20 protein-coding genes are annotated in these 24,508 nt (G+C 67.7%); 14 read left to right on the top strand and 6 right to left on the bottom strand.

The features are described from left to right. Window positions 1-108: 108 nt before the first annotated feature. The gene (gene hemF / locus KRX52_RS06475) at window positions 109-1,026 is read right to left on the bottom strand and encodes an oxygen-dependent coproporphyrinogen oxidase (RefSeq protein WP_217680665.1); all 918 of its coding nucleotides are present in this window, start codon (window positions 1,024-1,026) and stop codon (window positions 109-111) included. A gap of 154 nt (window positions 1,027-1,180) precedes the next feature. Between hemF and KRX52_RS06470 the strand changes: the two genes are divergently transcribed. Beyond that, window positions 1,181-2,155: an NADPH:quinone reductase gene (locus tag KRX52_RS06470; RefSeq protein ID WP_217680657.1), complete on the top strand. Its 975-nt coding sequence runs from the start codon at window positions 1,181-1,183 to the stop codon at window positions 2,153-2,155. A 19-nt stretch (window positions 2,156-2,174) separates the two neighbouring features. Here the strand turns inward: KRX52_RS06470 and tsaC are convergent, their stop codons facing one another. From tsaC to KRX52_RS06455, 3 genes are all read right to left on the bottom strand, one after another. Continuing rightward, on the bottom strand, window positions 2,175-2,732 hold the full coding sequence (gene tsaC, locus KRX52_RS06465) for an L-threonylcarbamoyladenylate synthase type 1 TsaC (RefSeq protein WP_217680655.1): 558 nt from the start codon (window positions 2,730-2,732) through the stop codon (window positions 2,175-2,177). A 91-nt stretch (window positions 2,733-2,823) separates the two neighbouring features. Beyond that, window positions 2,824-3,933 (bottom strand): DNA-processing protein DprA, encoded by a 1,110-nt coding sequence (gene dprA, locus KRX52_RS06460; protein WP_217680653.1) that lies wholly within the window; start codon window positions 3,931-3,933, stop codon window positions 2,824-2,826. A gap of 115 nt (window positions 3,934-4,048) precedes the next feature. Beyond that, the gene (locus tag KRX52_RS06455; protein WP_217680651.1) at window positions 4,049-5,074 is read right to left on the bottom strand and encodes a LysM peptidoglycan-binding domain-containing protein; all 1,026 of its coding nucleotides are present in this window, start codon (window positions 5,072-5,074) and stop codon (window positions 4,049-4,051) included. A 140-nt stretch (window positions 5,075-5,214) separates the two neighbouring features. Here KRX52_RS06455 and def point away from each other — a divergent pair, with 140 nt between their 5' ends. The 6 genes from def to KRX52_RS06425 all read left to right on the top strand — a co-directional run bounded on the left by def (window position 5,215) and on the right by KRX52_RS06425 (window position 11,339). Then, entirely contained in the window at window positions 5,215-5,724 is a 510-nt protein-coding gene (gene def / locus KRX52_RS06450) for a peptide deformylase (RefSeq protein ID WP_217680649.1), read from the top strand. 49 nt (window positions 5,725-5,773) lie between these two features. Then, on the top strand, window positions 5,774-6,715 hold the full coding sequence (gene fmt / locus KRX52_RS06445) for a methionyl-tRNA formyltransferase (protein WP_217680647.1): 942 nt from the start codon (window positions 5,774-5,776) through the stop codon (window positions 6,713-6,715). Continuing rightward, window positions 6,715-8,052 (top strand): 16S rRNA (cytosine(967)-C(5))-methyltransferase RsmB, encoded by a 1,338-nt coding sequence (gene rsmB, locus KRX52_RS06440; protein ID WP_217680646.1) that lies wholly within the window; start codon window positions 6,715-6,717, stop codon window positions 8,050-8,052. Before fmt ends, rsmB begins: the two co-directional genes overlap by 1 nt. Then, window positions 8,049-9,422, top strand: a complete 1,374-nt coding sequence (trkA, locus tag KRX52_RS06435) for a Trk system potassium transporter TrkA (protein ID WP_217680644.1) — start codon at window positions 8,049-8,051, stop codon at window positions 9,420-9,422. The genes rsmB and trkA overlap by 4 nt, the downstream gene beginning before the upstream one ends. 70 nt (window positions 9,423-9,492) lie before the next feature. Then, complete coding sequence (locus tag KRX52_RS06430) at window positions 9,493-10,944, top strand: TrkH family potassium uptake protein (protein ID WP_217680642.1); 1,452 nt, start codon at window positions 9,493-9,495, stop codon at window positions 10,942-10,944. Between the two features lie 71 nt (window positions 10,945-11,015). Next, window positions 11,016-11,339, top strand: coding sequence for a tetratricopeptide repeat protein (locus KRX52_RS06425; protein ID WP_217680640.1), 324 nt, complete (start codon window positions 11,016-11,018; stop codon window positions 11,337-11,339). A gap of 67 nt (window positions 11,340-11,406) precedes the next feature. Here KRX52_RS06425 and KRX52_RS06420 read toward each other — a convergent pair whose 3' ends face one another. Then, window positions 11,407-12,582, bottom strand: a complete 1,176-nt coding sequence (locus tag KRX52_RS06420; RefSeq protein ID WP_217680638.1) for a hypothetical protein — start codon at window positions 12,580-12,582, stop codon at window positions 11,407-11,409. 216 nt (window positions 12,583-12,798) lie between these two features. Beyond that, on the bottom strand, window positions 12,799-13,686 hold the full coding sequence (locus KRX52_RS06415; RefSeq protein ID WP_217680636.1) for a lysophospholipid acyltransferase: 888 nt from the start codon (window positions 13,684-13,686) through the stop codon (window positions 12,799-12,801). Between the two features lie 382 nt (window positions 13,687-14,068). Between KRX52_RS06415 and KRX52_RS06410 the strand changes: the two genes are divergently transcribed. From KRX52_RS06410 to glyS, 7 genes are all read left to right on the top strand, one after another. Further along, complete coding sequence (locus KRX52_RS06410; protein WP_217680635.1) at window positions 14,069-14,587, top strand: Hcp family type VI secretion system effector; 519 nt, start codon at window positions 14,069-14,071, stop codon at window positions 14,585-14,587. A gap of 158 nt (window positions 14,588-14,745) precedes the next feature. Beyond that, on the top strand, window positions 14,746-16,800 hold the full coding sequence (locus KRX52_RS06405; protein ID WP_217680624.1) for a type VI secretion system Vgr family protein: 2,055 nt from the start codon (window positions 14,746-14,748) through the stop codon (window positions 16,798-16,800). Continuing rightward, the gene (locus tag KRX52_RS06400) at window positions 16,797-17,363 is read left to right on the top strand and encodes a DUF4123 domain-containing protein (RefSeq protein ID WP_254797439.1); all 567 of its coding nucleotides are present in this window, start codon (window positions 16,797-16,799) and stop codon (window positions 17,361-17,363) included. The genes KRX52_RS06405 and KRX52_RS06400 overlap by 4 nt, the downstream gene beginning before the upstream one ends. Then, window positions 17,363-20,071 carry a toxin VasX gene (locus KRX52_RS06395; RefSeq protein WP_217680617.1) on the top strand — a complete coding sequence of 903 codons (2,709 nt, stop codon included), beginning with the start codon at window positions 17,363-17,365 and terminating at the stop codon, window positions 20,069-20,071. Before KRX52_RS06400 ends, KRX52_RS06395 begins: the two co-directional genes overlap by 1 nt. A 434-nt stretch (window positions 20,072-20,505) precedes the next feature. Then, window positions 20,506-21,024, top strand: coding sequence for a hypothetical protein (locus tag KRX52_RS21125; RefSeq protein ID WP_254797438.1), 519 nt, complete (start codon window positions 20,506-20,508; stop codon window positions 21,022-21,024). A gap of 343 nt (window positions 21,025-21,367) precedes the next feature. Beyond that, on the top strand, window positions 21,368-22,318 hold the full coding sequence (glyQ, locus tag KRX52_RS06385; protein ID WP_217680615.1) for a glycine--tRNA ligase subunit alpha: 951 nt from the start codon (window positions 21,368-21,370) through the stop codon (window positions 22,316-22,318). Then, a complete protein-coding gene (gene glyS / locus KRX52_RS06380) occupies window positions 22,315-24,369 on the top strand; it encodes a glycine--tRNA ligase subunit beta (protein WP_217680602.1) in 2,055 nt (684 codons plus the stop codon). Before glyQ ends, glyS begins: the two co-directional genes overlap by 4 nt. The last annotated feature ends 139 nt before the right edge of the window (window positions 24,370-24,508 follow it).

Here is a 24,508-nt window from a genome sequence, read left to right as displayed (position 1 = left end):
GCGGAAACCGTAGGGTGGAAAACTCGCGCAGCGATTTTCCACCACTCTGGGCATCGACGACGGTGGAAAAGACCTGCGGTCGTTTTCCACCCTACGGGGCTAAAGGGGTCAGGCGCTCTCGGCCAGCCAGTCGCGGTCCTGCAGGAAGTACTCGGTCAGCCGCGCTTCCTCGCTGCCCGGCTCGGGCTTCCAGTCGTAGCCCCAGCGCACGATCGGCGGCAGCGACATGAGGATCGACTCGGTGCGCCCGCCGGACTGCAGGCCGAACAGGGTGCCGCGGTCGTAGACCAGGTTGAACTCGACGTAGCGGCCGCGGCGGAAGGCCTGGAACTCGCGCTGCGCCTCGGTGAACGGGGTGGCCTTGCGCTTACGCACGATCGGCAGGTAGGCCTCGATGTAGGCGTCGCCCACCGCGCGGATGAAGGCGAAGCAGGTGTCGAAGTCCCACTCGTTGAGGTCGTCGAAGAACAGGCCGCCGATGCCGCGCGGCTCGCCGCGGTGCTTGAGGTGGAAGTAGCGGTCGCACCAGGCCTTGTAGCGCGGGTAGACGTCGGCGCCGAATGGCTCGCAGGCGGCGCGCGCCACGCGGTGCCACTCGATGCAATCTTCCTCGTGGGCGTAGTAGGGGGTCAGGTCGAAGCCGCCGCCGAACCACCACACCGGCTCCTCGCCGGCCTTCTCGGCACAGAACAGCCGCACGTTGGCGTGCGAGGTCGGCACGTGGGGGTTTTCCGGGTGGATCACCAGCGACACGCCGAGGGCCTGGAAGCTGCGGCCGGCCAGCTCGGGGCGGTGGGCGCTGGCCGAGGGCGGCAGGCCGTCGCCGAACACGTGGGAGAAGTTGACCCCGCCCTTCTCGATCAGTGCGCCGTTCTCCAGCACGCGGGTACGGCCACCGCCGCCGCCCGGACGCTCCCAGGCTTCCTCGCGAAAGCGCGTGCCACCGTCCTCGGCCTCGAGGGCAGCGCAGATACGGTCTTGCAGGTCGAGCAGGTAGGCCTTCACGGCCGCGATACGGTCAGTCACAAGTCACCTCGGATCCGGGTCTGGCCGCACGGCCCCTGGGCTGCGGCGCAATCAGGCGGCAAGCATACCACCGCGTTTTGCACCCCGCGCTTGACGCAGGCCATGGCGCAGGCTTGGATGGGCGCCTTGCCATCTGCCACGAGGATTCCCGGCCGTGACCAAACGCATCCAGCTCAGCCGCCATGGCGGCCCCGAAGTGCTCGAGTACGTCGACTTCAGCCCCGCCGCCCCCGGCCCGCACGAGGTGCTGGTGCGCAACCGCGCCATCGGCCTGAACTTCATCGACATCTACTTCCGCAACGGCCTGTACCCGCTGGAGCTGCCCTCGGGCCTCGGCAGCGAGGGCGCCGGGGTGGTCGAGGCGGTGGGCAGCGCGGTGCGCGAGTTCCAGGTCGGCGACCGCGTGGCCTACGCCACCGGCCCGCAGGGCTCCTACGCCGAACTGCACACCCTGCCGGCCGACGTGCTGGTACCGCTGCCGGACGCGGTGAGCTTCGAGCAGGCCGCCGCGGTGACCCTCAAGGGCCTGACCGTGCAGTACCTGCTGCGCCAGATCGGCCAGCTCGAGGGCGGCGAGACCATCCTGTTCCACGCCGCCGCCGGCGGCGTCGGCAGCCTGGCCTGCCAGTGGGCCAAGGCGCTGGGGGTGAAGCTGATCGGCACCGTGGGCTCGGCCGAGAAGGCCGCGCGCGCCCAGGCGCTGGGCGCCTGGGCAACCATCGACTACAGCCGCGAAAACGTGGTGGAGCGGGTGCTGGAGCTGACCAATGGCGCCAAGTGTCCGGTGGTCTACGACTCGGTGGGCAAGGACACCTGGGAGACCTCGCTGGACTGCGTGGCCCGGCGCGGCCTGTTGGTCAGCTTCGGCAACTCCTCCGGGCCGGTCACCGGGGTCAACCTCGGCGTGCTGGCGCAGAAGGGCTGCCTGTTCGTCACCCGGCCGACCCTGGTCGGCTACGCCGATACCGCCGAACGCCTGCGCGCCATGGCCGCCGAGCTGTACGCGCGGGTGGCCGACGGCAGCCTGCAGGTGGAGATCGACCAGCGCTACGCGCTGGCCGACGCCGGCCAGGCGCAGGCCGCGCAGGCCGCGCGGCAGACCACCGGCTCGACCATCCTGCTGCCGTAACCGTGCAACCGCCCGTCACTCAGGACGGGCGGATCACCTGTCCCGTGCGCAGGTCGCGGATCAGGCTGGGGTTGCGCCGCCCGCCCAGGGCGCCGCCGAGCACGGCGTCGAGCTGGCCGCCGAAGTATTGCTCGACGCGCAGGCGCGAACGCGCCGCCGGCCGGCCGGCCGGGTTGGCCGAGGTCGACACCAGCGGCCCGGTGTGGCTGCACAGTTCGCGCACCAGCGGGTGGGCGCTGACCCGCAGGGCCACGCTGTCGTGCATCCCGCTGATCCACTCGGGCAGGCGATCCTGATGCGGCACCAGCCAGGTGTTCGCTCCCGGCCAGCTGAGCTGCAGCTGTGCGCGCCAGGCCGGCGGCAGGTCGTGGATCAGGAAGTCGAATTGGGCGATATCTGCGGCGACCAGGATCAGGCCCTTCTCCACCGGGCGCGCCTTGAGCGCCAGCAGGCGATACACGGCGTCGGGGTTCCACGGGTCGCAGCCCAGCCCCCACACTGCCTCGGTGGGATAGGCGATCACGCCGCCCTCAGCTACCGCCCGCGCCGCCTGCTGTACCCGCCACTGCCCAACCATGATCCACTCCGCATCCCAGGAAAACTGCGCTGCAGTTTACCTGCTGACGGCAGCACCGCGAGCCTCGGCACGCCGCCGCGCCGGCCAGCGCTCAGCCGCGACAGACCCAGCAGCCGTTGTCGCAGACGATGCGCCCGTCCAGCTCCAGCTCGGTGAGCTGGGCGAGCAACTCGGGCAGGGCCAGGCCGCTGCTCACCGCCAATGCCTCGCTGCTCTGCGGCGCGGCGCGCAGCAGGGCGAGCAGCGGCGGCTCGTCGACGAGGTCGATGGCCTGCTGGCGCGGCAGTGCCTGGGCCGGCAGGCGCTGCCAGCCGCGCAGCGCCTCGAGAATATCCTCGACTTTCTCCACCAGCTGGGCGCCTTCGCGGATCAGCTGGTGGCAGCCGCGCGCCCCGGGATGGTGGATCGAGCCGGGAATGGCGAACACCTCGCGGCCCTGTTCCGCCGCCAGCCGCGCGGTGATCAGCGAGCCGCTGGACGGGCTGGCCTCGACCACCAGCACGCCGAGCGACAGGCCGCTGATGATGCGGTTGCGCCGCGGGAAGTTGCTGGCGTGCGGCGGCGCGTCGAGTGGCAGCTCGGAGACCAGCGCGCCGCCCTCGGCGACGATGCGCGCGGCCAGACCGGCGTGGCGTTTCGGGTACAGGCACTCGAGGCCGGTGCCGAGCACCGCCACGGTGGCGCCGCCGACCTCCAGGGCGCCGAGGTGGGCGGCGCCGTCGATGCCCAGCGCCAGCCCGCTGGTGACCACGAAGCCGCCGCCAGCCAGGCTGCGGGCGAAGGCCGCCGCGCTGTCCAGCCCCGGCCGGCTGGCCTGGCGGCTGCCGACCATGGCCAGTTGCGGGCGCTCGAGCAGCGCCGGATCGCCGGCGACCCACAGCAGCGGCGGGGCGTCGCTCAGTTCGGCCAGCAGGGCGGGATAGCCCGGATCGTCATGGCACAGCAGGTGCTGTCCGGGCTGCTCCAGCCAGGCCAGGGCGCGTGCCGCCTGGTCGCGCACCGGCGTGCTGCGCCGCGCCAGGGCGGCGCCCTGCGGCAGGCCGAGGGACTGCCAGGCGGAAGCCGGCGCGCTGAGGGCGGCGCTGGCCGAACCGAACACCTCGAGCAGGCGGCGAAAGCGCCGCGGACCGATCTCCGGCAGGCCATGCAGGCGCAGGCGGGCCTCCAGTTCGGCCGGCGACGGGGCGGCGGGATAGGGCATGACGATCGTCCTTGATCGGGAAAGAAGGGGCAGGCGCCGAGCCTAGGATGCCGCCGCCCAAAAGACAACGCCCCGCATGCGGGGCGTGTCGGTCGCGCTCGGAACGAGGGCGGGATTACGGATTGCGGATCTTGTCCTGCACCGCCAGCGAGCGGGTGGCGTTGAGTACCAGGCCGTAGCTGAGCCTGTCGTAGGTGCGGAACACCATCAGCAGGCCGGAGCGCTCGTCGGGGATCTTCACGCTCTCGCCGGTGATGCGGTCGCGCACGGTTTCGCCGGTCTTGTACACCGCCAGCACGTTGCCTTCGCTGAGGCCATCGCGCATGCCCTTGTCCAGGGTCACCACGTCGTACAGACCGATCTGGCTCACCCCGCGCGGCACGTCGATGATCCGGCCGTCGATCTCGCTGCTCGGCTCGCTGGGCTGGAAGGTCGAGCTGATCGCGCGCTCCTCGGTGGGCAGCAGGCGGTCGCCCAGACGGGCTTCCTGGTTGGTGCGGGTCAGGTTGAGGGTGGCGATGTCGCCGTCCTCGGCCACCACCTCGCCGCCGCCGATGTAGTCGGCGTTGATGCCGAGGACTTCGCCGCTCTGCGGGTCGCTGTAGGTCTTGCCCTGGCGGTACAGGCCGTAGGCCTGCTCGCCGCCAGAGAAGGCGCCGCGGGCGTAGATGCGGTCGCCAGCGCCGCTGACCACGCGCTCGGCGTTGCCGGCGACGATGTACGGCGCCTGCGACAACTCGGCCTCGCTGTCGACGATGCGGTTGCTGAGCAGGAAGCTGTTGATCTTCTCCAGCGGGATGGTCGGGATCGCCTCGGCCATCGGCGTGCTGCGCACCGTGGGCGACAGCTTGATGGTGCCGCGCGAGGCGCCGCGGTTGAGCTGGATGCGCGGCTGGCCGTCGACATAGCTCAGGCTGAGCACATCGCCCGGGTAGATCAGGTTGGGATTCTGCACCTGCGGGTTGACTTGCCAGATTTCCGGCCACTTCCACGGCTGCTTCAGGAACTTGCCGGAGATGTCCCACAGGGTGTCGCCGCGCACCACGGTGTAGTTCTGCGGGTGGCCATCCTTGAGCTGGACTTCGGCCTGGGCCAGGCTGCCAGCCGCCATCAGCAGCAGGGCGACTAATGTTTTCCTCATGAGGTGAATCCCTTTATCATGTGCCGACACACAAAACGTGCGCTGGCCGGCGAAAGACGCGGCCTGGAGCCGTTTTTCGAGCTGCCGGGCATCTTATCAGCCGGTTTTCGATTTATTCCACAAGTGCATCACAAACGCATATGGCGATCCTGAACATTCTCGAATTCCCCGATCCCCGGCTGCGCACCCTCGCCAAGCCGGTGACCGCGGTGGACGACGCCCTGCGCCAGCTGGTCGACGACATGTTCGAAACCATGTACGCCGCGCCGGGCATCGGCCTGGCGGCGACCCAGGTCAACGTGCACCTGCGCCTGGTGGTGATGGACCTGTCCGAGGACAAGAGCGAGCCGCGGGTGTTCATCAACCCCGAGCTGGAAGTCCTCACCGACGACCTCGGCCCCTACCAGGAAGGCTGCCTGTCGGTCCCCGGTTTCTACGAGAACGTCGACCGCCCGCTGCAGGTGCGGATCAAGGCGCTGGACCGCGACGGCCAGCCGTTCGAGGAAATCGCCGAGGGCCTGCTCGCCGTGTGCATCCAGCACGAGTGCGACCACCTCAACGGCAAGCTGTTCGTCGACTATCTGTCCGCCCTCAAGCGCGACCGGATCAAGAAGAAGCTGGAAAAACAGCATCGCCTGCAACACTCCTGATTCACCAGAAGGCTTGCCCGCGGCAAGCCTTTTTTCTTGAGCGAGCCCCATGAGCCAGCCCCTGCGCATCGTCTTCGCCGGTACCCCGGAATTTGCCGCCCGCCACCTGCAGGCCCTGCTCGATGCAGGCCAGACCCCGGTGGCGGTGTACACCCAGCCCGACCGCCCGGCCGGCCGCGGCCAGAAGCTGATGGCCAGCCCGGTCAAGCAGCTTGCCGTCGCCCACGACATCCCCGTGCTGCAGCCGGCGACCCTGCGCGATCCGGCGGCCCAGGCCGAGCTGGCCGCGCTGGCGCCCGACCTGCTGGTGGTGGTGGCCTACGGCCTGATCCTGCCGCAGGTGGTGCTGGACATCCCGCGTCTGGGCTGCATCAACAGCCACGCATCCTTGCTGCCGCGCTGGCGCGGCGCCGCGCCGATCCAACGCGCGGTGCAGGCCGGCGATGCCGAGTCCGGGGTCACCGTGATGCGCATGGAGGCGGGCCTGGACACCGGGCCGATGCTGCTCAAGGTGACCACCCCGATCAGTGCTGACGACACCGGCGGCAGCCTGCACGACCGCCTGGCCGAGCTGGGCGCCGCCGCGGTGGTCGCAGCCATCCCGCAGCTGGCCGCCGGCACCCTGCACGGCGAGGTGCAGGAGGACGCCTTGGCCACCTACGCCCACAAGCTCAACAAGGACGAGGCGCGCCTCGACTGGAGCCGCCCGGCGGTGGAGCTGGAGCGTCTGGTGCGCGCCTTCAACCCCTGGCCGATCTGCCATACCACCCTGGGCGAGGCCGCGCTCAAGGTGTACGCCGCCGAACTCGGTGAGGAGCAGGGCGCGCCCGGCACCATCCTCGACGCCAGCCGCGACGGTCTCACCGTGGCCTGCGGCACGGGCGCGCTGCGCCTGACCCGCCTGCAATTGCCCGGTGGCAAGCCGCTGGCCTTCAGCGATCTGTACAACAGCCGCCGCGAGCAGTTCGCCACCGGCCAGGTGCTGGCCTGATGAGCGTCAATCCGCGGCTGGCCGCCGCCCGCGCCCTCGGCGCCGTGCTCGCCGGCAAGGCCTCGCTGGGCAGCGCGCTGCCGGCGCAGCTGGACAAGGTCGAGGCCCGCGACCGCGGCCTGACCCAGGAGCTGGCCTTCGGCACCGCGCGCTGGCAGCCGCGTCTGGCGCTACTCGCCGACAAGCTGCTGCAGAAGCCGTTCAAGGCCGGCGACAAGGACCTCGAGGCGCTGCTGCTGATCGGCCTGTACCAGCTGCTGTACACGCGGATTCCCGCCCATGCGGCGATCGGCGAGACGGTCGGCTGCGTCGACAAGCTGAAGAAGTCCTCGGCCAAGGGCCTGCTCAACGCCGTGCTGCGCCGCGCCCAGCGCGAGGGCGAGGCGCTGCTCGCCGAACTGGAAAGGGACCCGGCGGCGCGCACCGCCCATCCACGCTGGCTGCAGAAGGCGCTCAAGGCGCACTGGCCGGCGGACTGGGAAGCCATCTGCGCGGCCAACAACAGCCATCCACCGCTGACCCTACGGGTCAACCGCCGCCACGGCAGCCGTGACGCCTATCTCGCCGAGCTGGCCGCCGCCGGCATCGATGCCCGCGCCTGCCCGTTCAGCCGCGACGGCGTGCAGCTGGCCACGCCGTGCGACGTCACCACCCTGCCGGGCTTCGCCGCCGGGCGGGTCAGCGTGCAGGACGAGGCCGCCCAGCTGGCCGCCGACCTGCTCGAGCTGCAGCCGAACCTGCGCGTGCTGGACGCCTGCTGCGCGCCCGGCGGCAAGACCTGCCACCTGCTGGAGGCCGAGCCGACCCTCAGCGTCACCGCCGTCGACCTGGAAGAGAGCCGCCTGGTGCGGGTGCGCGAGAACCTTGCCCGCCTGCAGCTGGACGCCCGCCTGGTCGCCGCCGATGCCCGCGCCGTCGGCCAGTGGTGGGACGGCCAGCCGTTCCAGCGCATCCTCCTCGATGCGCCCTGCTCGGCCACCGGGGTGATCCGCCGTCATCCGGACATCAAGCTGACCCGCCAGGCCGACGACATCCTCGCCCTGGCCGCCCTGCAGGGCGAGCTGCTCGACGCCCTGTGGCCGACCCTGGAGGTCGGCGGCGTGCTGCTGTACGCCACCTGCTCGAGCCTGCCGACCGAGAACACCGAGGTAATCGGCGCCTTCCTCGCCCGCACCCCCGGTGCCCGCGAGCTGGACATCCCCGGCCCGTTCGGGGTCAAGCAGCCGCACGGCCGCCAGCTGCTGGCCCAGATCGACGGCCACGACGGCTTCTATTACGCCAAGCTGATCAAGATTGCCGCCGCGCCCCAGCCGCGCGCGCAAGGAGTAGTCGGATGAAGATCATCATTCTCGGCGCCGGCCAGGTCGGCGGCAGCCTAGCCGAACACCTGGCCAGCGAGGCCAACGACATCACCGTGGTCGATACCGACGGCGAGCGCCTGCGCGACCTCGGCGACCGCCTGGACATCCGCACCATCCAGGGCAAGGGCTCGTACCCGACCGTGCTGCGCCAGGCCGGCGCCGACGACGCCGACATGCTGGTGGCGGTGACCAACAGCGACGAAACCAACATGATCGCCTGCCAGGTCGCCTACACCCTGTTCAACACCCCGACCAAGATCGCCCGGGTGCGCGAGGCGGCCTACCTGACCCGCGCCGGCCTGTTCAGCAACGAGGCGATCCCGGTCGACGTGCTGATCAGCCCGGAACAGGAAGTGACCAACTACATCCGCCGCCTGATCGAATACCCCGGCGCCCTGCAGGTGCTCGACTTCGCCGAGGGCAAGGCCCAGCTGGTCGGTGTGCGCGCCTACTACGGCGGCCCGCTGGTCGGCCAGCAGCTCAAGCAGATCCGCGAGCACATGCCGACCATCGACGCCCGTGTGGCGGCCATCTACCGCCGCGATCGGCCGCTCATCCCGCAGGGCGACACGGTGATCGAGGCCGACGACGAGGTGTTCTTCATCGCCGCGCGCAGCCATATCCGCGCGGTGATGGGCGAGCTGCGCCGGGTCGAGGACAGCCACCGCAAGGTGGTGATCGCCGGCGGCGGCCATATCGGCGAGCGCCTGGCCGAGGCCATCGAGACCCGCTACCAGGTCAAGATCATCGAGATGAGCCCGGCGCGCTGCCGCTACCTGTCCGACGCCCTGGAAAGCACCATCGTCCTGCAGGGCAGCGCCTCCGACCGCGACCTGCTGGTCGAGGAGAACATCGCCGACGCCGACATCTTCCTCGCCCTGACCAACGACGACGAGGCCAACATCATGTCCTCGCTGCTGGCCAAGCGCCTCGGCGCGCGCAAGGTGATGAGCCTGATCAGCAACCCGGCCTACGTCGATCTGATCCAGGGCGGCGAGATCGACATCGCCATCAGCCCGCAGCAGGCAACCATCGGTACCCTGCTGACCCACGTGCGCCGCGGCGACATCGTCGCCGTGCACTCGCTGCGCCGCGGCGCCGCCGAGGCCATCGAGGCGATCGCCCACGGCGACTCGCGCTCGAGCAAGGTGGTCGGCCGCAAGGTCGCCGACGTGCCGCTGCCGCCGGACACCACCATCGGCGCCATCGTGCGCGCCGACGAGGTGCTGATCGCCCACGGCGAAACGCTGATCGAGTCGGGCGACCACGTCATCCTGTTCCTGGTCGACAAGAAGCATATCCGCGACGTGGAACGCCTGTTCCAGGCGGGCCTGACCTTCTTCTGACCCTGCGGCGCAGCGGGGCGGCCTGCCCCGCGGCCAACGCCCCACGCCACTGCGCCGGTAACCCCAGCCCATGCACTACGCCGTCATTTGCCGCATTCTCGGCCTCCTGCTGATGATCTTCAGCATCACCCACCTGCCGCCCATGCTGCTGGGCGTGCATGACGGCGACGAGACCTGGCGCAGCTTCGTCTGGTCGTTCGCCATCACCCTGGTGACCGGCGCGCTGATCTGGCTGCCGGTGCACCGCGCGCGCGGCGAGCTGCGGGTGCGCGACGGCTACCTGATCACCGCGCTGTTCTGGTTCGTCCTCGGCAGCTTCGGCGCCATCCCCTTCCTGCTCGGCGAGCGGCCGCACATGGGCCCGGTGGATGCGCTGTTCGAGGCCTTCTCCGGCCTGAGCACCACCGGCGCCACCGTGCTCAGCGGCCTCGACGCCATGCCCCGCTCGATCCTCTACTACCGCCAGCAGCTGCAGTGGCTGGGCGGCATGGGTATCGTGGTGCTGGCGGTGGCGGTGATGCCGATGCTCGGCATCGGCGGCATGCAGCTGTACCGCGCCGAGATGCCCGGGCCGCTGAAGGACAACAAGCTGTCGCCGCGCATCGCCGACACCGCCAAGACCCTGTGGCTGATCTACTGCGGCCTGACCGTCGCCTGCGCGCTGGCCTACTGGGCCGCCGGCATGAACCTGTTCGATGCCGTCGGCCACAGCTTCGCCACCATCTCCATCGGCGGCCTGTCCACCCACGACGCCAGCATCGGCTACTTCGACAGCGCGCTGATCGAGGTCATCTGCATCTTCTTCATGGCCGCCTCGGGGATGAACTTCGCCCTGCACTTCCTCGCCCTGCGCAGCCGCTCGCTGAAGGCCTACCTGCGCGATCCCGAGTGCATGACCTACCTCAGGTTGCTGCTCTCGGTGTTCGCCATCACTACCCTGATCCTGCTGCTCTACAGCCATCACGACGACCCGCTGGACTCGGTGCGCTACGCCGCCTTCCAGGTGGTCTCGGTATTCACCACCACCGGCTTCGGCGTCGACGACTTCAGCGTGTGGCCGAGCTTCCTGCCGTTCCTGCTGCTGTACACCACCTTCATCGGCGCCTGCGCCGGCTCCACCGGCGGTGGCATGAAGGTGATGCGCGCCATGCTGGTGGTGCGCCAGGGCCAGCGCGAGATCCAGCGCCTGCTGCATCCCAACGGCGTGTTCGGGGTGAAGATGGGCCGGCGCAAGGTGCCCGACCGGGTGATCGAGTCGGTGTGGGGCTTCTGCGCCATGTACATGGTCACCTTCTTCGGCCTGATGCTGCTGCTGCTCGGCACCGGCCTCGACCCGGTCACCGCCTTCTCCAGCCTGGCCTCGTGCATGAACAACCTCGGCGCCACCCTCGGTGCCGCCAGCGCCAACTATGCCGGCCTGCCGGACAGCGCCAAGCTGCTGCTCAGCCTGGCGATGATCCTCGGCCGCCTCGAGGTGTTCTCGCTGGTGGTGCTGCTGTCGCCGGCGTTCTGGCGCTATTGAAAGTCTGCCCACGATCGGCTGCGCATCGGCCATGCTGCTAAGATCGTCAACCGACTTTGCGCAGGTAAAAAATGACCACCGTCGCCGCCCTGGAAAAACTACTGGCCGCCGGCCACGACAACGCCCTGCTGCGCTTCGGCCTCGGCAACGCCCACCTGGATGCCGGGGACGCCGCGCAGGCGGTCGTCCACCTGCAGCGCTGCGTGGAGTTCGACCCCGGCTACTCCGCTGCCTGGAAGCTGCTGGGCAAGGCCCACGCCGCCCTCGGCGCCGCCGAGACGGCGCGCAGCGCCTGGCAGCAGGGCCTGGACGCCGCCCGCCGCCACGGCGACAAGCAGGCGGAAAAGGAGATGGCGGTGTTTCTCCGCAAGCTGGACAAGCCGCGGCCGGCGTAGGCCCCGCTGACGGTCAGTCCATCGTCATCCGCCGCCGCTGATGGCCGTGCCGGGCCATGCCTGCGCGCTACCACAGCCGGTAGAACGTCTCGTCGTCTTTCTGGCCGTCTTGTCGAGGTGGCTCGCCGGGCACGAGAACGGTTGGCGGGAGCGGTTCGACGTGGGCCGGCTGCATGACGCTGTCGGCGAGGCCGCCCTCGATTTGTCCGGCCATGTGGTTGACCCCGGCCAGCACCCCCGTGGCGGGGTTGCGCAGCAGGTCCAGCCACTCTTCGTCAAAGGCGGCGTTGAGGTTTTTGCGCAGCTGCGCCTCCATTTTCGGCCGCTCGTTTTCACGCACGAGGGCGCTGAAGCCCGCGACTCCCAGCGAAATAACCGTGCCGGCTACCCGGCCGACCATCGAGGAAACAGTTCCTGCGACACCGCGGGTGCGTTCGGCCACCAGGCTCTCGCTCGTCTGCTTTGCCAGTGACGAGATGCCGGCGTCCGCCGACCAGGCTCCCGGGCCAGCACGGGCCTGCTGGAGGCGCTCGACCAGGGCCACATAGGCCGGCTGACTGTCGATCGGCTCGGCGCTGACCAGCTGGTAGAGCGACGCGTCGAGGCTGGCTGGCGGCGCCAGCGCGATGGCGGGAATGTCCTGGAGGTGGGTGGCGAATTGCTCCACAGGGACACCATAGCGCGGCGCAATGCCTTGCAGTTGCTCGCGGAGCAGACGGACGTAGAGTTGCGTCGTCTGCGCCATGATCCAGGCGGGACTGACCTGCTTGGCGACGGGCTCCAGCACGCGCGCCTGGTATTGCTCCTGCAGATAGAGCGCCAGGCGATCCACCACCGGCCCCGTCTCGCCCCCGGCGTTCAGCTGGTACCAGGTCACCTTCATGGTCAGCCATTGCCGGGTCCAGTAGCTGGAAAACCACGGAATGAACTCCGCCTCGCTGCGCTGGTAGACGAGGGTCCTCCAGCGCTGCATGAGGTCGCGGGCGTAACCCGAGGCCTCCCCTGAGGCCTCCTGCGAGGCGACGAAGATGTCGCGGTCGACCTGCCGCCAGGTACTTTGCGCAATCACCACCGGAGGAGGCGCGACGGGAGGGCGCTCGCGAGCGGCACACCCCACCAGCGCCACCAGCAGGGCGACGATCAACGCGCGCAGAATCGACATCGCAGGTCCCCGGAACCGATTCGCCGGCGGCAAGCCAGCCGCCAGCGGACAGGTTTCCAGCAGACCCTTCATGCTGCTCATGGGGGCTCGAAGGCTCCGCAGGCCTCGAAGGGCTGCTCTCTTCCTCCTAACAAACCGCATGCGGAGCCTGCGCAGGTTTGCCAGCCTCTAGAACGGAACGTCCAGCACGTCCGACCACGGTCTATTGAGTGTAGATGGCGCAAGACGGCGCCGGCATATCCTCCGACCAGGTGCAGTTGCGCCGCTCCGGGGCCGGCGGTTGCACCGGCCGGCCCCTCAGTACCAGCGCTTTTCCCCCACCGGGCGCTTCTTGAAGCGTTTCATGCTCCACATGTACTGGCTCGGCCAGCGCCGCACGTAGCTCTCGATCATCCGGCTCATCGCCGCCACGCCGACTTCCGGGTCCTTGCTGTACATCTCCTCCGGCGCCGCCTCGAGGATCACCTTGAAGCCGCTGCCGTCCTCCAGGCGGATCGCATGCAGGAACACGCCGACCGCCTTGTGCCCGGCCAGCATGCCCGGCACGAACTTGCTGGTCAGCGCCTGCACGGCGAAGAACGGCACGAAGAGGCCGCTGCCTTCGCTCGGCTCCGGATCGGCGGGAATGCCCACCGCGCCGCCGCGGCGCACCTCCTTGATCACGCTGAGGATGCCTTCCTTGGTCGACGGCGCCACCCGGTTGCCCATCTGCACGCGCTGGCGCTGCAGCAGCTCGTCCACCGCCTTCTGCTTGGGCGGGCGGTAGAAGATGATCGGCTTGCACTGGTTGCAGTAGAAGTGGTTGAGCACTTCCCAGTTGCCCAGGTGGCTGGTGATGCCGACCACGCCCTTGCCGCTGGCCAGCGCCGCCTCGAGCACCTCGAGGCCCTCGACTTCCTTGACCAGCGCCAGCGACTTCTGCGGCGGCCAGATCCACGCGCAGGCGCTCTCGGTGAAGGTTTTGCCGATGTCCTTCAGCGTGCGGCCGAGCAGCGCCTCGCGCTCGGCGGCGCCCAGCTCGGGGAAGCACTTGGCCTGGTTGATGCGCACCACCTCGCGCGAACCGTTGGGCAGCTTCCACATCAGCCAGCCGATGGCCGCGCCTAGGCCCTGCACGGCGGACCAGGGCAGGGCGGCAACCAGCCGCAGCGCGCCCACCACCAGGGCGCCTTTGATCTTCTCCACAGGACTCTCCCGCGATTGGACAGGGCCGCCATTGTACCCGCCAGCAGGCCAACTCAAGCGACTTCCCTGCACGTCGCTGCCACGCCAGCCAGCGCCGCGCGCTGTGCAGCTTTTGGCACAGGCGCCGCGCCGGCCAGCCCCCCGGAATCCGCGGCAAGCCTTGCCCTGCCGGGCCCGCAGCCCAGTGCGCCACTTCCTGCACAGCACTGCGCAGGCTGTTGCGCAGACTTTGGTGACGCCGGCCACACTGCGCCGGGCCACACCCCCGCCCATGGAGCGCAAGCCATTGTTTACAAAGGAATAAACCAGGCTGGCACGGCGCTTGCGACCACCCGGGCTCCCGGACCGATCCGGTCCAAGACCCAGGCAAAGGAGAGCCCCCATGCCAACACCCGCGTACCTGTCCATCGAAGGCACCAAGCAAGGTCTGATTACCGCTGGCACCTTCACCGAAGGCTCGGTCGGCAACATCTTCCAGGAAGGTCATGAAGACCAGATCCTCGTCGAAGCCTTCCAGCACCAGGTGATCATCCCGCGCGACCCGCAGTCCGGCCAGCCGACCGGCCAGCGCGTGCACAAGCCGCTGATGATCACCAAGGTGTTCGACAAATCCTCGCCGCTGCTGTTCAACGCCCTCACCTCCGGCGAGCGCCTGACCAAGTGCCGCCTGGAGTGGTACCGCACCTCCGCCACCGGCACCCAGGAGCACTACTTCACCATCGAACTGCACGACGCCATCATCGTCGACGTGCAGTCGCGCATGCCGAACTGCCAGGACCCGAACATGGCGCACTTCACCCACCTCGAAGACGTCTACTTCACCTACCGCAAGATCGTCTGGACCCACGAGGTCTCCGGTACCTCCGGCTCCGACGACTGGCGCACGCCGATCTCCGCCTGATCCGCTCACGCTCCGCAATCCACGCATCGGCCAGATCCTCTGGCCGATGTCGTTTCCCGGGCAGCGACCGGCCCGAAATGCCGAGCGCTTGCCACCCGTGCCCGGGCAGATACATAAAACAACGCCCCCGTTCATGGAAGACCGACGAGGAACAACGGATGTTCGCTCCGGCCAACGCCGCCCATTTCACCCTGCACATCGACGGCCTCGCCCACGACCTGCAGATCCTCGAGTTCCACGGCCGCGAGGCCATCAGCCAGCCCTGGCGCTTCGACCTGGAACTGGTCAGCGAACGCGCCGACCTCGAACTGGAGGCCCTGCTCAACCGGCCGGCATTCCTCGCCTTCGCCCCGGATGGCGCCGGGGTGCATGGCCTGGTCTACCGCATCGCCCAGGGCGACTCCGGGCAGCGCCTGACCCGCTACCGGCTGAGCCTGGTGCCGCGGCTGGCCTACCTCGCCCAGCGCAGCAACCAGCGCATCTTCCAGCACCTGACGGTGCCGCAGATCGTTGGCCGGGTACTGGCCGAGCACGGCATCCTCGAGGGCGACGGCTACCGCTTCCAGCTCGGCCCGACCGCCTATCCCCCGCGCGACTACTGCGTGCAGTACGCCGAGTCCGACCTGCACTTCGTGCAGCGCCTGTGCGCGGAGGAGGGCATCCACTACCACTTCCAGCACGTGCCGGACGCTCATGTACTGGTGTTCGGCGACGACCAGACGGTATTCCCCAGGCTGACGCCGGTGAGCTACCAGCAGGACTCCGGTCTGGTCGCCGACGCCCCAGTGGTCAAGCGCTTTGGCGTGCGCCTGGAAACCCGCACCAGTCGGGTGACCCGCCGCGACTACGACTTCGAGCAGCCGCGCCTGCCGCTGGAAAGCGCCTTCACCAGCGAGTTCGCCCCGGACCTGGAGGACTACGACTACCCCGGCCGTTTCACCGAGCGTACGCGCGGCAAGCACCTGTCCCGCCGCACCCTGGAGCGCCACCGCGCCGACTATCAACTGGCCGAGGGCACTAGCGACCAGCCAGTGCTGGCCAGCGGCCACTTCCTTGAACTCGGCGGACATCCGCGCAGCGACTGGAACCAGCTGTGGCTGCTCACCGAGCTGCACCACGAGGGCAAGCAGCCGCAGGTGCTGGAGGAAGCGGTCACCAGCGACGTGGCGAGCAGCGACGGCTTCACCCAGGGCTACCGCAACCGCTTTCTCGCCACCCCCTGGGACGCGCCCTTTCGCCCGCCGCTGGCCCATCCCAAGCCGCGCCTGCTCGGCAGCCAGAGCGCGGTGGTCACCGGGCCACAAGGCGAGGAAATCCACTGCGACCCGTACGGCCGGGTCAAGGTGCAGTTCCACTGGGACCGCGAAGGTCAGGCCGACGACACCACCAGTTGCTGGCTGCGCGTCTCCAGCAGCTGGGCCGGCGACCGCTACGGCACCATCGCCATTCCACGGATCGGTATGGAGGTGCTGGTCAGCTTCCTCGAAGGCGACCCCGACCAGCCGCTGGTCACCGGCTACCTGTATCACAAGGAACATGTGGTCCCCTACGAGCTGCCGGCCCACAAGACCCGCAGCGTATTCAAGACCCTGTCCAGCCCCGGCGGTGGCGGCTACAACGAACTGCGCATCGAGGACCGCCAGGGCGCGGAGCAGATCTATATCCACGCCCAGCGCGACTGGGACCAGAACATCGAGCACGACCAGAAGATCCGCGTCGGCCACCAGCGCCACGACACGATCGAGGCCAACAGCTACTCGGAGCTCAAGGCCGAGGAGCACCGCACCACCCACCTTGACCGCAAGAGCGAAGTGCGCGCCAACGACCACCTGACGATTGGCGAGCAACAGCACGTCAAGATCGGTCAGGGGCAGTTCGTCGAGGCCGGCCAGGAAATCCATCTCTCCAGCGGCCTCAAGGTGGTGCTGGAAGCCGGCAGCGAGCTGACCCTCAAGGCCGGCGGCAGCTTCGTCACGCTCGATGCCAGCGGCGTCATTCTCAGCGGTGCGACGGTGAAGATGAACAGCGGCGGCAGCCCCGGCACGGGGACTCCGGCGGCGCCATTGCGGCCGGGGCCGCTGCAGCAAGCGGATGCGGACAAGCCGGGCCTGCCCCTCGAGGCGCTGGTGAAGCAGCTCCTGGTTTTCCGTCAGAGCAAGTCGGGGGTTTGTGAGGTGTGTGAAGCGGCCAAGGCGCAAGGAGAGCGCAAATGAACGGACGCAAGTTTTCCGGCGCCTTGCTCATGGATGGAGCCGCTTTCGATGACGCCGTTCAATGGATTTATCGCGAGTACACCGACGTCACTCCGCTGCTGTTGCTGCACGGCACTGACTACGAGCCCATTGCCGAAGCAGGCCCCATTCTGATTGGGGCGTCGATTGGCAGCCTCATCTATCGACACTGGCAGGCCGGCACGAACGCAATGGCGGATGCTGTTTGGCTGGAGAGCCGGATTCCAGTCCAGACACTCTTCAGCTCTCTGCAGAGGCGCCTGCGCGTGCTCGCTCCGGACAGGCGCGAGTTCTGGCTGCGCCTTGGCATGGCCGGGCCGCTGCGTCAGGCATGGCAGGAACATCAGCCATGGCCGGACGGATTCTGGCACGGCGTTGACCGCGTCTGGCTGCACCACGCGGGGGCCGTTCATTGCGCATGGAACAACCCTTCACCCGAACGTGACTGTACCCGACCTACCGACAACCTTCTGGAGGCCCAGGTCGTTCTGGACTGGCCGCTGCTTCAGGCGTTGGCGGCGACTGATCCACAGGAGGTGGACTGATGGCGGCTCCTGCCAACTTCAAACCTGCGGCATGCCCGCTGTTGAGCGCGGTCTGGCCCATGCGCTATGCCATCGGCACGACACCGGCCATCGATACCTCTGCCTTTGGGTTGCCCGCACTGACGGGAAACTTTCCGCCACTGGGCGAGGCGTATGGCGATGGACAGGGGCAGCCCCTGAACTACACGGCAAGGTTGCTCAGGGATGGCTGGCTTTATGTCTGGCAGGACGCTCAGAAGCGTCTGCTCGAATACAAGGTCGGCACTGCTCGGCTCTCGGAAACCTCTCGAGGCGGAAAGGTCATCGATACCAGCGCCCGGCCCTATCTGCTGGTGCCTGCCGGCGCGGCGCTGGGCCTGGTCTGGTCGCCCGCGCAATGGAGCGATACGCAGTTCCATGCCGCCAAGACCAACGCCAAGGTGCGCCAGCGAATCATGCGGATCTTGACCCCGGGTGCCGCTCCGTTCAGCGGCAAGCCTGACGGGATCCGGCCTGCGCAGGGCGACTATCTCTCGCCCAAGGGGTTCGGGTGGAGCTGCGAGGCGTCGCCCGGACGGCCAGACTGGACGCGGACGCTGAATGACATGGGCCGCTGCGAACAACAGGCCTACGCGGTGGTCGACGATGCATGGGGCGTGCTACTGGACCTGGCCGCCTTGCTGCGCCGGCGCAAGGCAGGCTTCGACGCGTTTCGCACCCAGCACTGCGAAGAATGGGCCATCGCCGGTGTACTGAAGCAGTTGAGCGACAGCGACAACCAGCTGCGTCGGAACATGCCGAGCATGACGCGCTTCGACAAGCTCCAGGCGGCATGGAAACAACAGCAGAACGAAGAGGCCGCCTACGCGGACGACATGCGTCGCCTCGCCACGCTCTGGGTTGGCTGGTTCGAGACACTCGGCCAGAAAACGCCAGCGAGTCTGGAGACTGCCTGCGGCCACTTCGATATCACTCAGCCGGAAGCACGCGCGTTGCTGGAGGCGAATTTTGCTGCTGGCTGCCTGGGTCCGGCAGAGACTTCCCTCGGGGTCAAATCCCTGACCAGGGCGCTCGACTACGCGAACCTTGGCGATGCCAAACCCTGGTTGCTCTGGGCGCTGCTGGGGCTGTACGAGCGCGCGAGCGTGCCCGAGCTCAAGACGCTGCTCGATAGCGGCGACAACCTGAACGACAACCTCGGCGCCACGGCCCAATCCGGCGCCCAGATGGGGCGTGCGCTGGCATTAACGGCGATGATCAACCTGGCCGCCAACAGGTTCGCGCAACGCAGACTGGCCGACGCCTCGGAGGCCTTGTTCATCGCGCTATCCCCGGTGGCGGGTGTGCACCTGCATAGCGCCAACGCTGAGCAGCCGCTGAATGCCGCAGCCAAGGCCTTCATGACGGCATCCCTGGCGCGTAGCGGCCAGCGCCTCGCCGTGCATGCCGCCGAGCCACGCCAGATCGGTGAATGGCTCAGCGAGCAGATGGGGACCCGGTCCCAGCCACCGAGCAAGTTCAAACTCACGCCTCTGGCGGGAGCGGTGCAGGAGGCTCTGCCCTTCTTCCATCTGGTGCCGGCTCAAACGGTGCCGGCGACAGCCAAGCTGCCGCCATTGAACACACAACTGGCCGCCGTTCATCCGCGCGACCTTCTTAGCATGAGCAAGGAGGCGGTGAGTCGGGCTCAGCTCAAGTGTTTGCTGGTGATGATGGCGGGGTGGAATCTCAAAGTAAGTGGAACGCAGTTTTGCGAGTCGGCCTCATTGAAGGGGGCACTTTCGCTTTTTGGCGGTGGATTGGGGGTAGCCTCCGCCGGTAGCGCAACTCTCCAGAAAGTTGCCGAGCTGAACTGGGAAGCAGCAGTGAAGGCTACGGGGAAAGAATCAGTATCTGCGCAAGCTACCTTGGCCAAGGCCCTGGGGCTTAGTGCTGGCACCTTTGCCTTGCAGGGCATCGTTTCCGGTCTGGATACCGTGGTCTACGGTATGGAAGTGCTGGAGGCCTACCGCGCCGGAGATCTGGATACCGCCGCGATCAATGCCGGACTCGCAGTTGCCTCCGCCGCCAACCTGGCACTGATGGTCCAAGCTTTCCGGGCCTACCGCACCGCCCGAGCCGCGGTACTCGCTGGTGAAGCCGCGGCAATGGCAAGAGGGCTCGGTGCAATGCCTCATCTGGCGCCCAAGGCGCTGGGGTTGGCGCTGACCATCTTCGCTGGTGTTTTCATGCGCCTATATACCAAGGACACCCCGTTGGAGGCCTGGGTGAAAGGCACTCGCTTTGGCACCCGTCCCGCGGATTGGGCCAACAGCTACACGAAGAGCATGCTGGAGCTCTACAAGGTGGTCTTCCCGGTCAGTTTCGGCGCCTACCGCTTCAATGAACTCAACCCATACACAGGCATGGTGGAAACCACCTACCTGATTCTGCGCCTGCCGGGCCAGGTCGTTCTGACCGATGAGATGATCCACTTCAAGGGAGAGGAAGTCTGGGGCGGCATTTTGGGCTTTGGCAGCCGGAAGAAGGCCGTGGAGTGGACCGGCAAGGATTTCGATCGTCATGGCGGCACCCGAGCACAGACTGAGGCTGGTGTTGCAACCTATCGGCGGGTCTATCACGAGGAAAAGGGGCAGGAGCTCAACCAGATCAACGGCCAACTCACTTACTATCCAGCTCCTGGTCTTGCTCTGGCGCCGATTACTATTGAGGAAGTTGCTTGGATATGAATTTCAGTCAATTATTAAAACAAACCCGTTTGAGGTTTGGACAGAATCCTATTGAAGTACTAGGGGCTGACCAATTGACGGGGGAAATACCAATGGATTTGTTCCTTGCAGAGGAACATACGGATAGGTACTTGGCGCTCAGCAGTGGAGGGGACTCTGATCGTGGTCTTCTCACTGGAATGATAGGCGGAACAATCATTTTGCTTTGCTGCGGAATGTCTGTCTTTCTGCTGCCAGGTGGCAAGTGGAGTGCGTTGGCGATGTTATGGGGACTCGGTCTCCCATTCTTCTTGATACCTTTTTCCTGGGAAACACTTCGCCCATTACCATTACCTGTCGTGTTCAATCGTCGCACTCGAGAAGTTTACTTCGAAAAAAACGGCACGCTCTATCACACCCCTTGGGACGATATCCAAGCGATAGCCGGTGAATTCATGATGGTCGGCCCGCAGATGGGGGGCATGCGCTGTGCCTCGCTGGAGGTGCTGATGCATCGCTTCGAGCATCCGCAGGAGCAGATCCTGGTCAGCCTCGGCTTGCCCATGGGCAAGACGCTGCCCCTGCAGAAGAGCCTCTGGGAATACATCCGCGCCTACATGAACAACGGCCCGTGGTTCGACAAGGATGGCCGGCACAGCGAATCCGATGCCTACGTGAAGAGCCTGCAGTCGGCGCGGCTCAAGCGCACCGACTGGCACAAGCACACCCTGGAAAAGATCCGCAAGGACAAGGCCGAGAGCCAAGGCAAGAACTACCTGAGCGGGCTGGATGCCGCGATGCTGCTCTTCGAGATCCTGTTCTACCCGATGAACTGGGTGCATGAGTTCACCAACAGCGTCGCCAGGCGTCGCCCTCGCCAGAGCTGGCCGGAAGTGGTGCAGGAGCGGCTACGCCCGGACGGACCTACCACCCGACTGATCGATCTGGAGCGTGATCGCGAACTGGCCGTCTAGCAAAAGGGGACAGCACCCGGATTCAGCACAGCGCCTGCCATTACTGAGACCCAACTATCGGGCAATAGCGTGCAGGAAAATCATCAAGCGGCAGGGCGGCACCTGATTTGCGCGATGGGCTTGGGCAGCGCCGCGTGACCGCTACTCGCCAGGTGCATGTTCCACGTGGAACACCGTTCCGACCGCGAGGACTCGACGGGCCCTCGGCGCCCGCTCTTTCCCTCATCCGCGCCGCGGACGGACGCCGTCGAATCGGTGCACAGCACGCGATACGCGCCCCTCCACAACTTTCGCCATCGGTTATACTCGGCGGCTTTACGCAAGCCTCAGAACAGGTGATTTCGTGAGCCAGACTACGCCTGCCGTGCGCACCTTCCAGGACCTGATCCTCGCCCTGCAAAGCTACTGGGCGGAGCAGGGCTGCGTGGTATTGCAGCCCTACGACATGGAAATGGGCGCCGGCACCTTCCACACCGCCACCTTCCTGCGCGCCATCGGTCCCGAGACCTGGAACGCCGCCTACGTGCAGCCCTCGCGCCGCCCGGCCGACGGCCGCTACGGCGAGAACCCCAACCGCCTGCAGCACTACTACCAGTTCCAGGTGGTGTTGAAGCCCAACCCGGACAACATCCAGGACCTGTACCTCGGCTCGCTGCGCGCCATCGGCATCGACCCGCTGGTCCACGACATCCGCTTCGTCGAGGACAACTGGGAATCGCCGACCCTCGGCGCCTGGGGCCTGGGCTGGGAAATCTGGCTCAACGGCATGGAAGTCACCCAGTTCACCTACTTCCAGCAGGTCGGCGGCGTCGAGTGCTACCCGGTGACCGGCGAGATCACCTACGGCCTCGAGCGCCTGGCCATGTACCTGCAGGGCGTCGACTCGGTGTACGACCTGGTCTACTCCGACGGCCCGTTCGGCAAGGTCACCTACGGCGACGTGTTCCACCAGAACGAGGTGGAGCAGTCCACCTACAACTTCGAGCACGCCAACGTCGACAAGCTGTTCGAGCTGTTCGACTTCTACGAGGCCGAGGCCAACCGCCTGATGGCCCTCGAGCTGCCGCTGCCCACCTACGAGATGGTGGTCAAGGCCTCGCACACCTTCAACCTGCTCGACGCCCGCCGCGCCATCTCGGTGACCGCGCGCCAGCAGTACATCCTGCGCGTGCGCACCCTGGCCCGCGCCGTGGCGCAGAGCTACCTGCAGGCGCGCGCCAAGCTCGGCTTCCCGATGGCCAGCCCCGAACTGCGTGACGAAGTCCTGGCCAAGCTGAAGGAGGCCGCAGAATGAGTACCCAAGATTTCCTGGTCGAACTGGGCACCGAAGAGCTGCCACCCAAGGCGCTGAAGACTCTCGCCGAGGCGTTCCTCGCCGGCGTCGAGAAGGGCCTCAAGGCCGCCGGCCTGGGCTACGCCCGCGCGCGCTACTACGCCGCGCCGCGCCGCCTGGCGGTGCTGGTCGAGGCGCTGGCCACCCAGCAGCCGGACCGCAGCGTCAACCTCGACGGCCCGCCCGTGCAGGCCGCCTTCGACAAGGACGGCCAGCCGACCCAGGCGGCGCTGGGCTTCGCCCGCAAGTGCGGCGTCGATCTCGAGCAGATCGACACCAGCGGCCCCAAGCTCAAGTTCGTGCAGAGCATCCCCGGCCAGCCGGCCGCCGGCCTCTTGCCGGGCATCGTCGAGACTTCGCTGAACGAGCTGCCGATCCCGAAGCGCATGCGCTGGGCGGCCCGGCGCGAGGAGTTCGTGCGGCCGACCCAGTGGCTGGTGATGCTGTTCGGTGACAGCGTGATCGACTGCACCATCCTCACCCAGCAGGCCGGTCGCGTGTCACGCGGCCACCGCTTCCACGCCAACCACGAGGTGCGCATCAGCAACCCGGCCAGCTACGCCGAGGACCTGCGCAGCGCCTACGTGCTCGCCGACTTCGCCGAGCGCCGTGCGCTGATCGACGCCCGCGTCGCCGAGCTGGCCAGCGCGCAGAACGGCAAGGCCATCGTGCCGCCGGCGCTGCTCGACGAGGTGACCGCGCTGGTCGAATGGCCGGTGCCGCTGGTCTGCTCGTTCGAGGAACGCTTCCTCGAGGTGCCGCAGGAAGCGCTGATCGCCACCATGCAGGACAACCAGAAGTATTTCTGCCTGGTCGACGCCGACGGCAAGCTGCTGCCGCGCTTCATCACCGTGGCCAACATCGAGTCCAAGGACCCGGCGCAGATCGTCGCAGGCAACGAGAAGGTGGTGCGCCCGCGCCTGACCGACGCCGAGTTCTTCTTCAAGCAGGACAAGAAGCACGCCCTCGAAGACAACAACCAGCGCCTGGCCAACGTGGTGTTCCAGGCCCAGCTGGGCAGCGTGTTCGACAAGGCCGAGCGCGTTTCCAAGCTGGCCGCGTTCATCGCCGCCCGCATCGGCGGCGACGCCGAACGCGCCGCGCGCGCCGGCATCCTCTCCAAGTGCGACCTGGCCAGCGAGATGGTCGGCGAGTTCCCGGAGATGCAGGGCATCGCCGGCTACTACTACGCCAAGCATGACGGCGAGGCCGAGGACGTCGCCCTGGCGCTCAACGAGCAGTACATGCCGCGCGGCGCCGGCGCCGAGCTGCCGACCACCCTGACCGGCGCCGCCGTGGCGGTGGCCGACAAGCTCGACACCCTGGTCGGCATCTTCGGCATCGGCATGCTGCCCACCGGCTCCAAGGACCCCTACGCCCTGCGCCGCGCGGCGCTGGGCGTGCTGCGCATCCTGATCGAGAAGCAGCTGGATCTCGACCTGGTGCAGGCGGTGGCCTTCGCCGTCGAGCAGTACGGCGACAAGGTCAAGGCCGACGGCCTGGCCGCCCAGGTGCTCGACTTCGTCTTCGACCGCCTGCGCGCGCGCTACGAGGACGAGGGCGTCGAGGTGGCGGTGTACCAGGCCGTGCGCGCCCTTCAGCCTTCCGCGCCGCTGGACTTCGACCAGCGCGTGCAGGCCGTGCAGGCATTCCGCCAGCTGGCCGAGGCCGCGACCCTGGCCGCCGCCAACAAGCGGGTGTCCAACATCCTCGCCAAGGCCGAAGGCGAAGTGCCGGCACTGGTCAGCAGCAGCCTGCTGGTCGAACCGGCCGAGCAGGCGCTGGCTAGCGCGGTGGCCGCCGCCGCCGAAGCGGTCGCCCCGCTGGCCGCCGCGCGCAACTACAACGCCGTGCTGCAGCGCCTGGCTGCCCTGCGCGCGCCGGTGGATGCGTTCTTCGAGGAAGTGCTGGTCAACGCCGACGATGCCGCGGTGCGTGGCAACCGCTACGCGCTGCTGAGCCAGCTGCGCGGGCTGTTCCTCGGCGTGGCGGACATCTCGCTGCTGGGCTGACCGCCCCTGTGGATAACGGCTCCGGCCGTTATCCACAGATCTCGAATATCCGTCCTGTGGATGATGGCCCAGGCGTTATCCACAGGGCCAACGCGTAGGGTGGACAACGGCGGAGCCTTGTCCACCATGCACCCGGTGG

Source organism: Geopseudomonas aromaticivorans, assembly GCF_019097855.1.
Lineage (GTDB): Bacteria > Pseudomonadota > Gammaproteobacteria > Pseudomonadales > Pseudomonadaceae > Geopseudomonas > Geopseudomonas aromaticivorans.
This window is presented reverse-complemented; position numbering and strand designations above follow the sequence as displayed.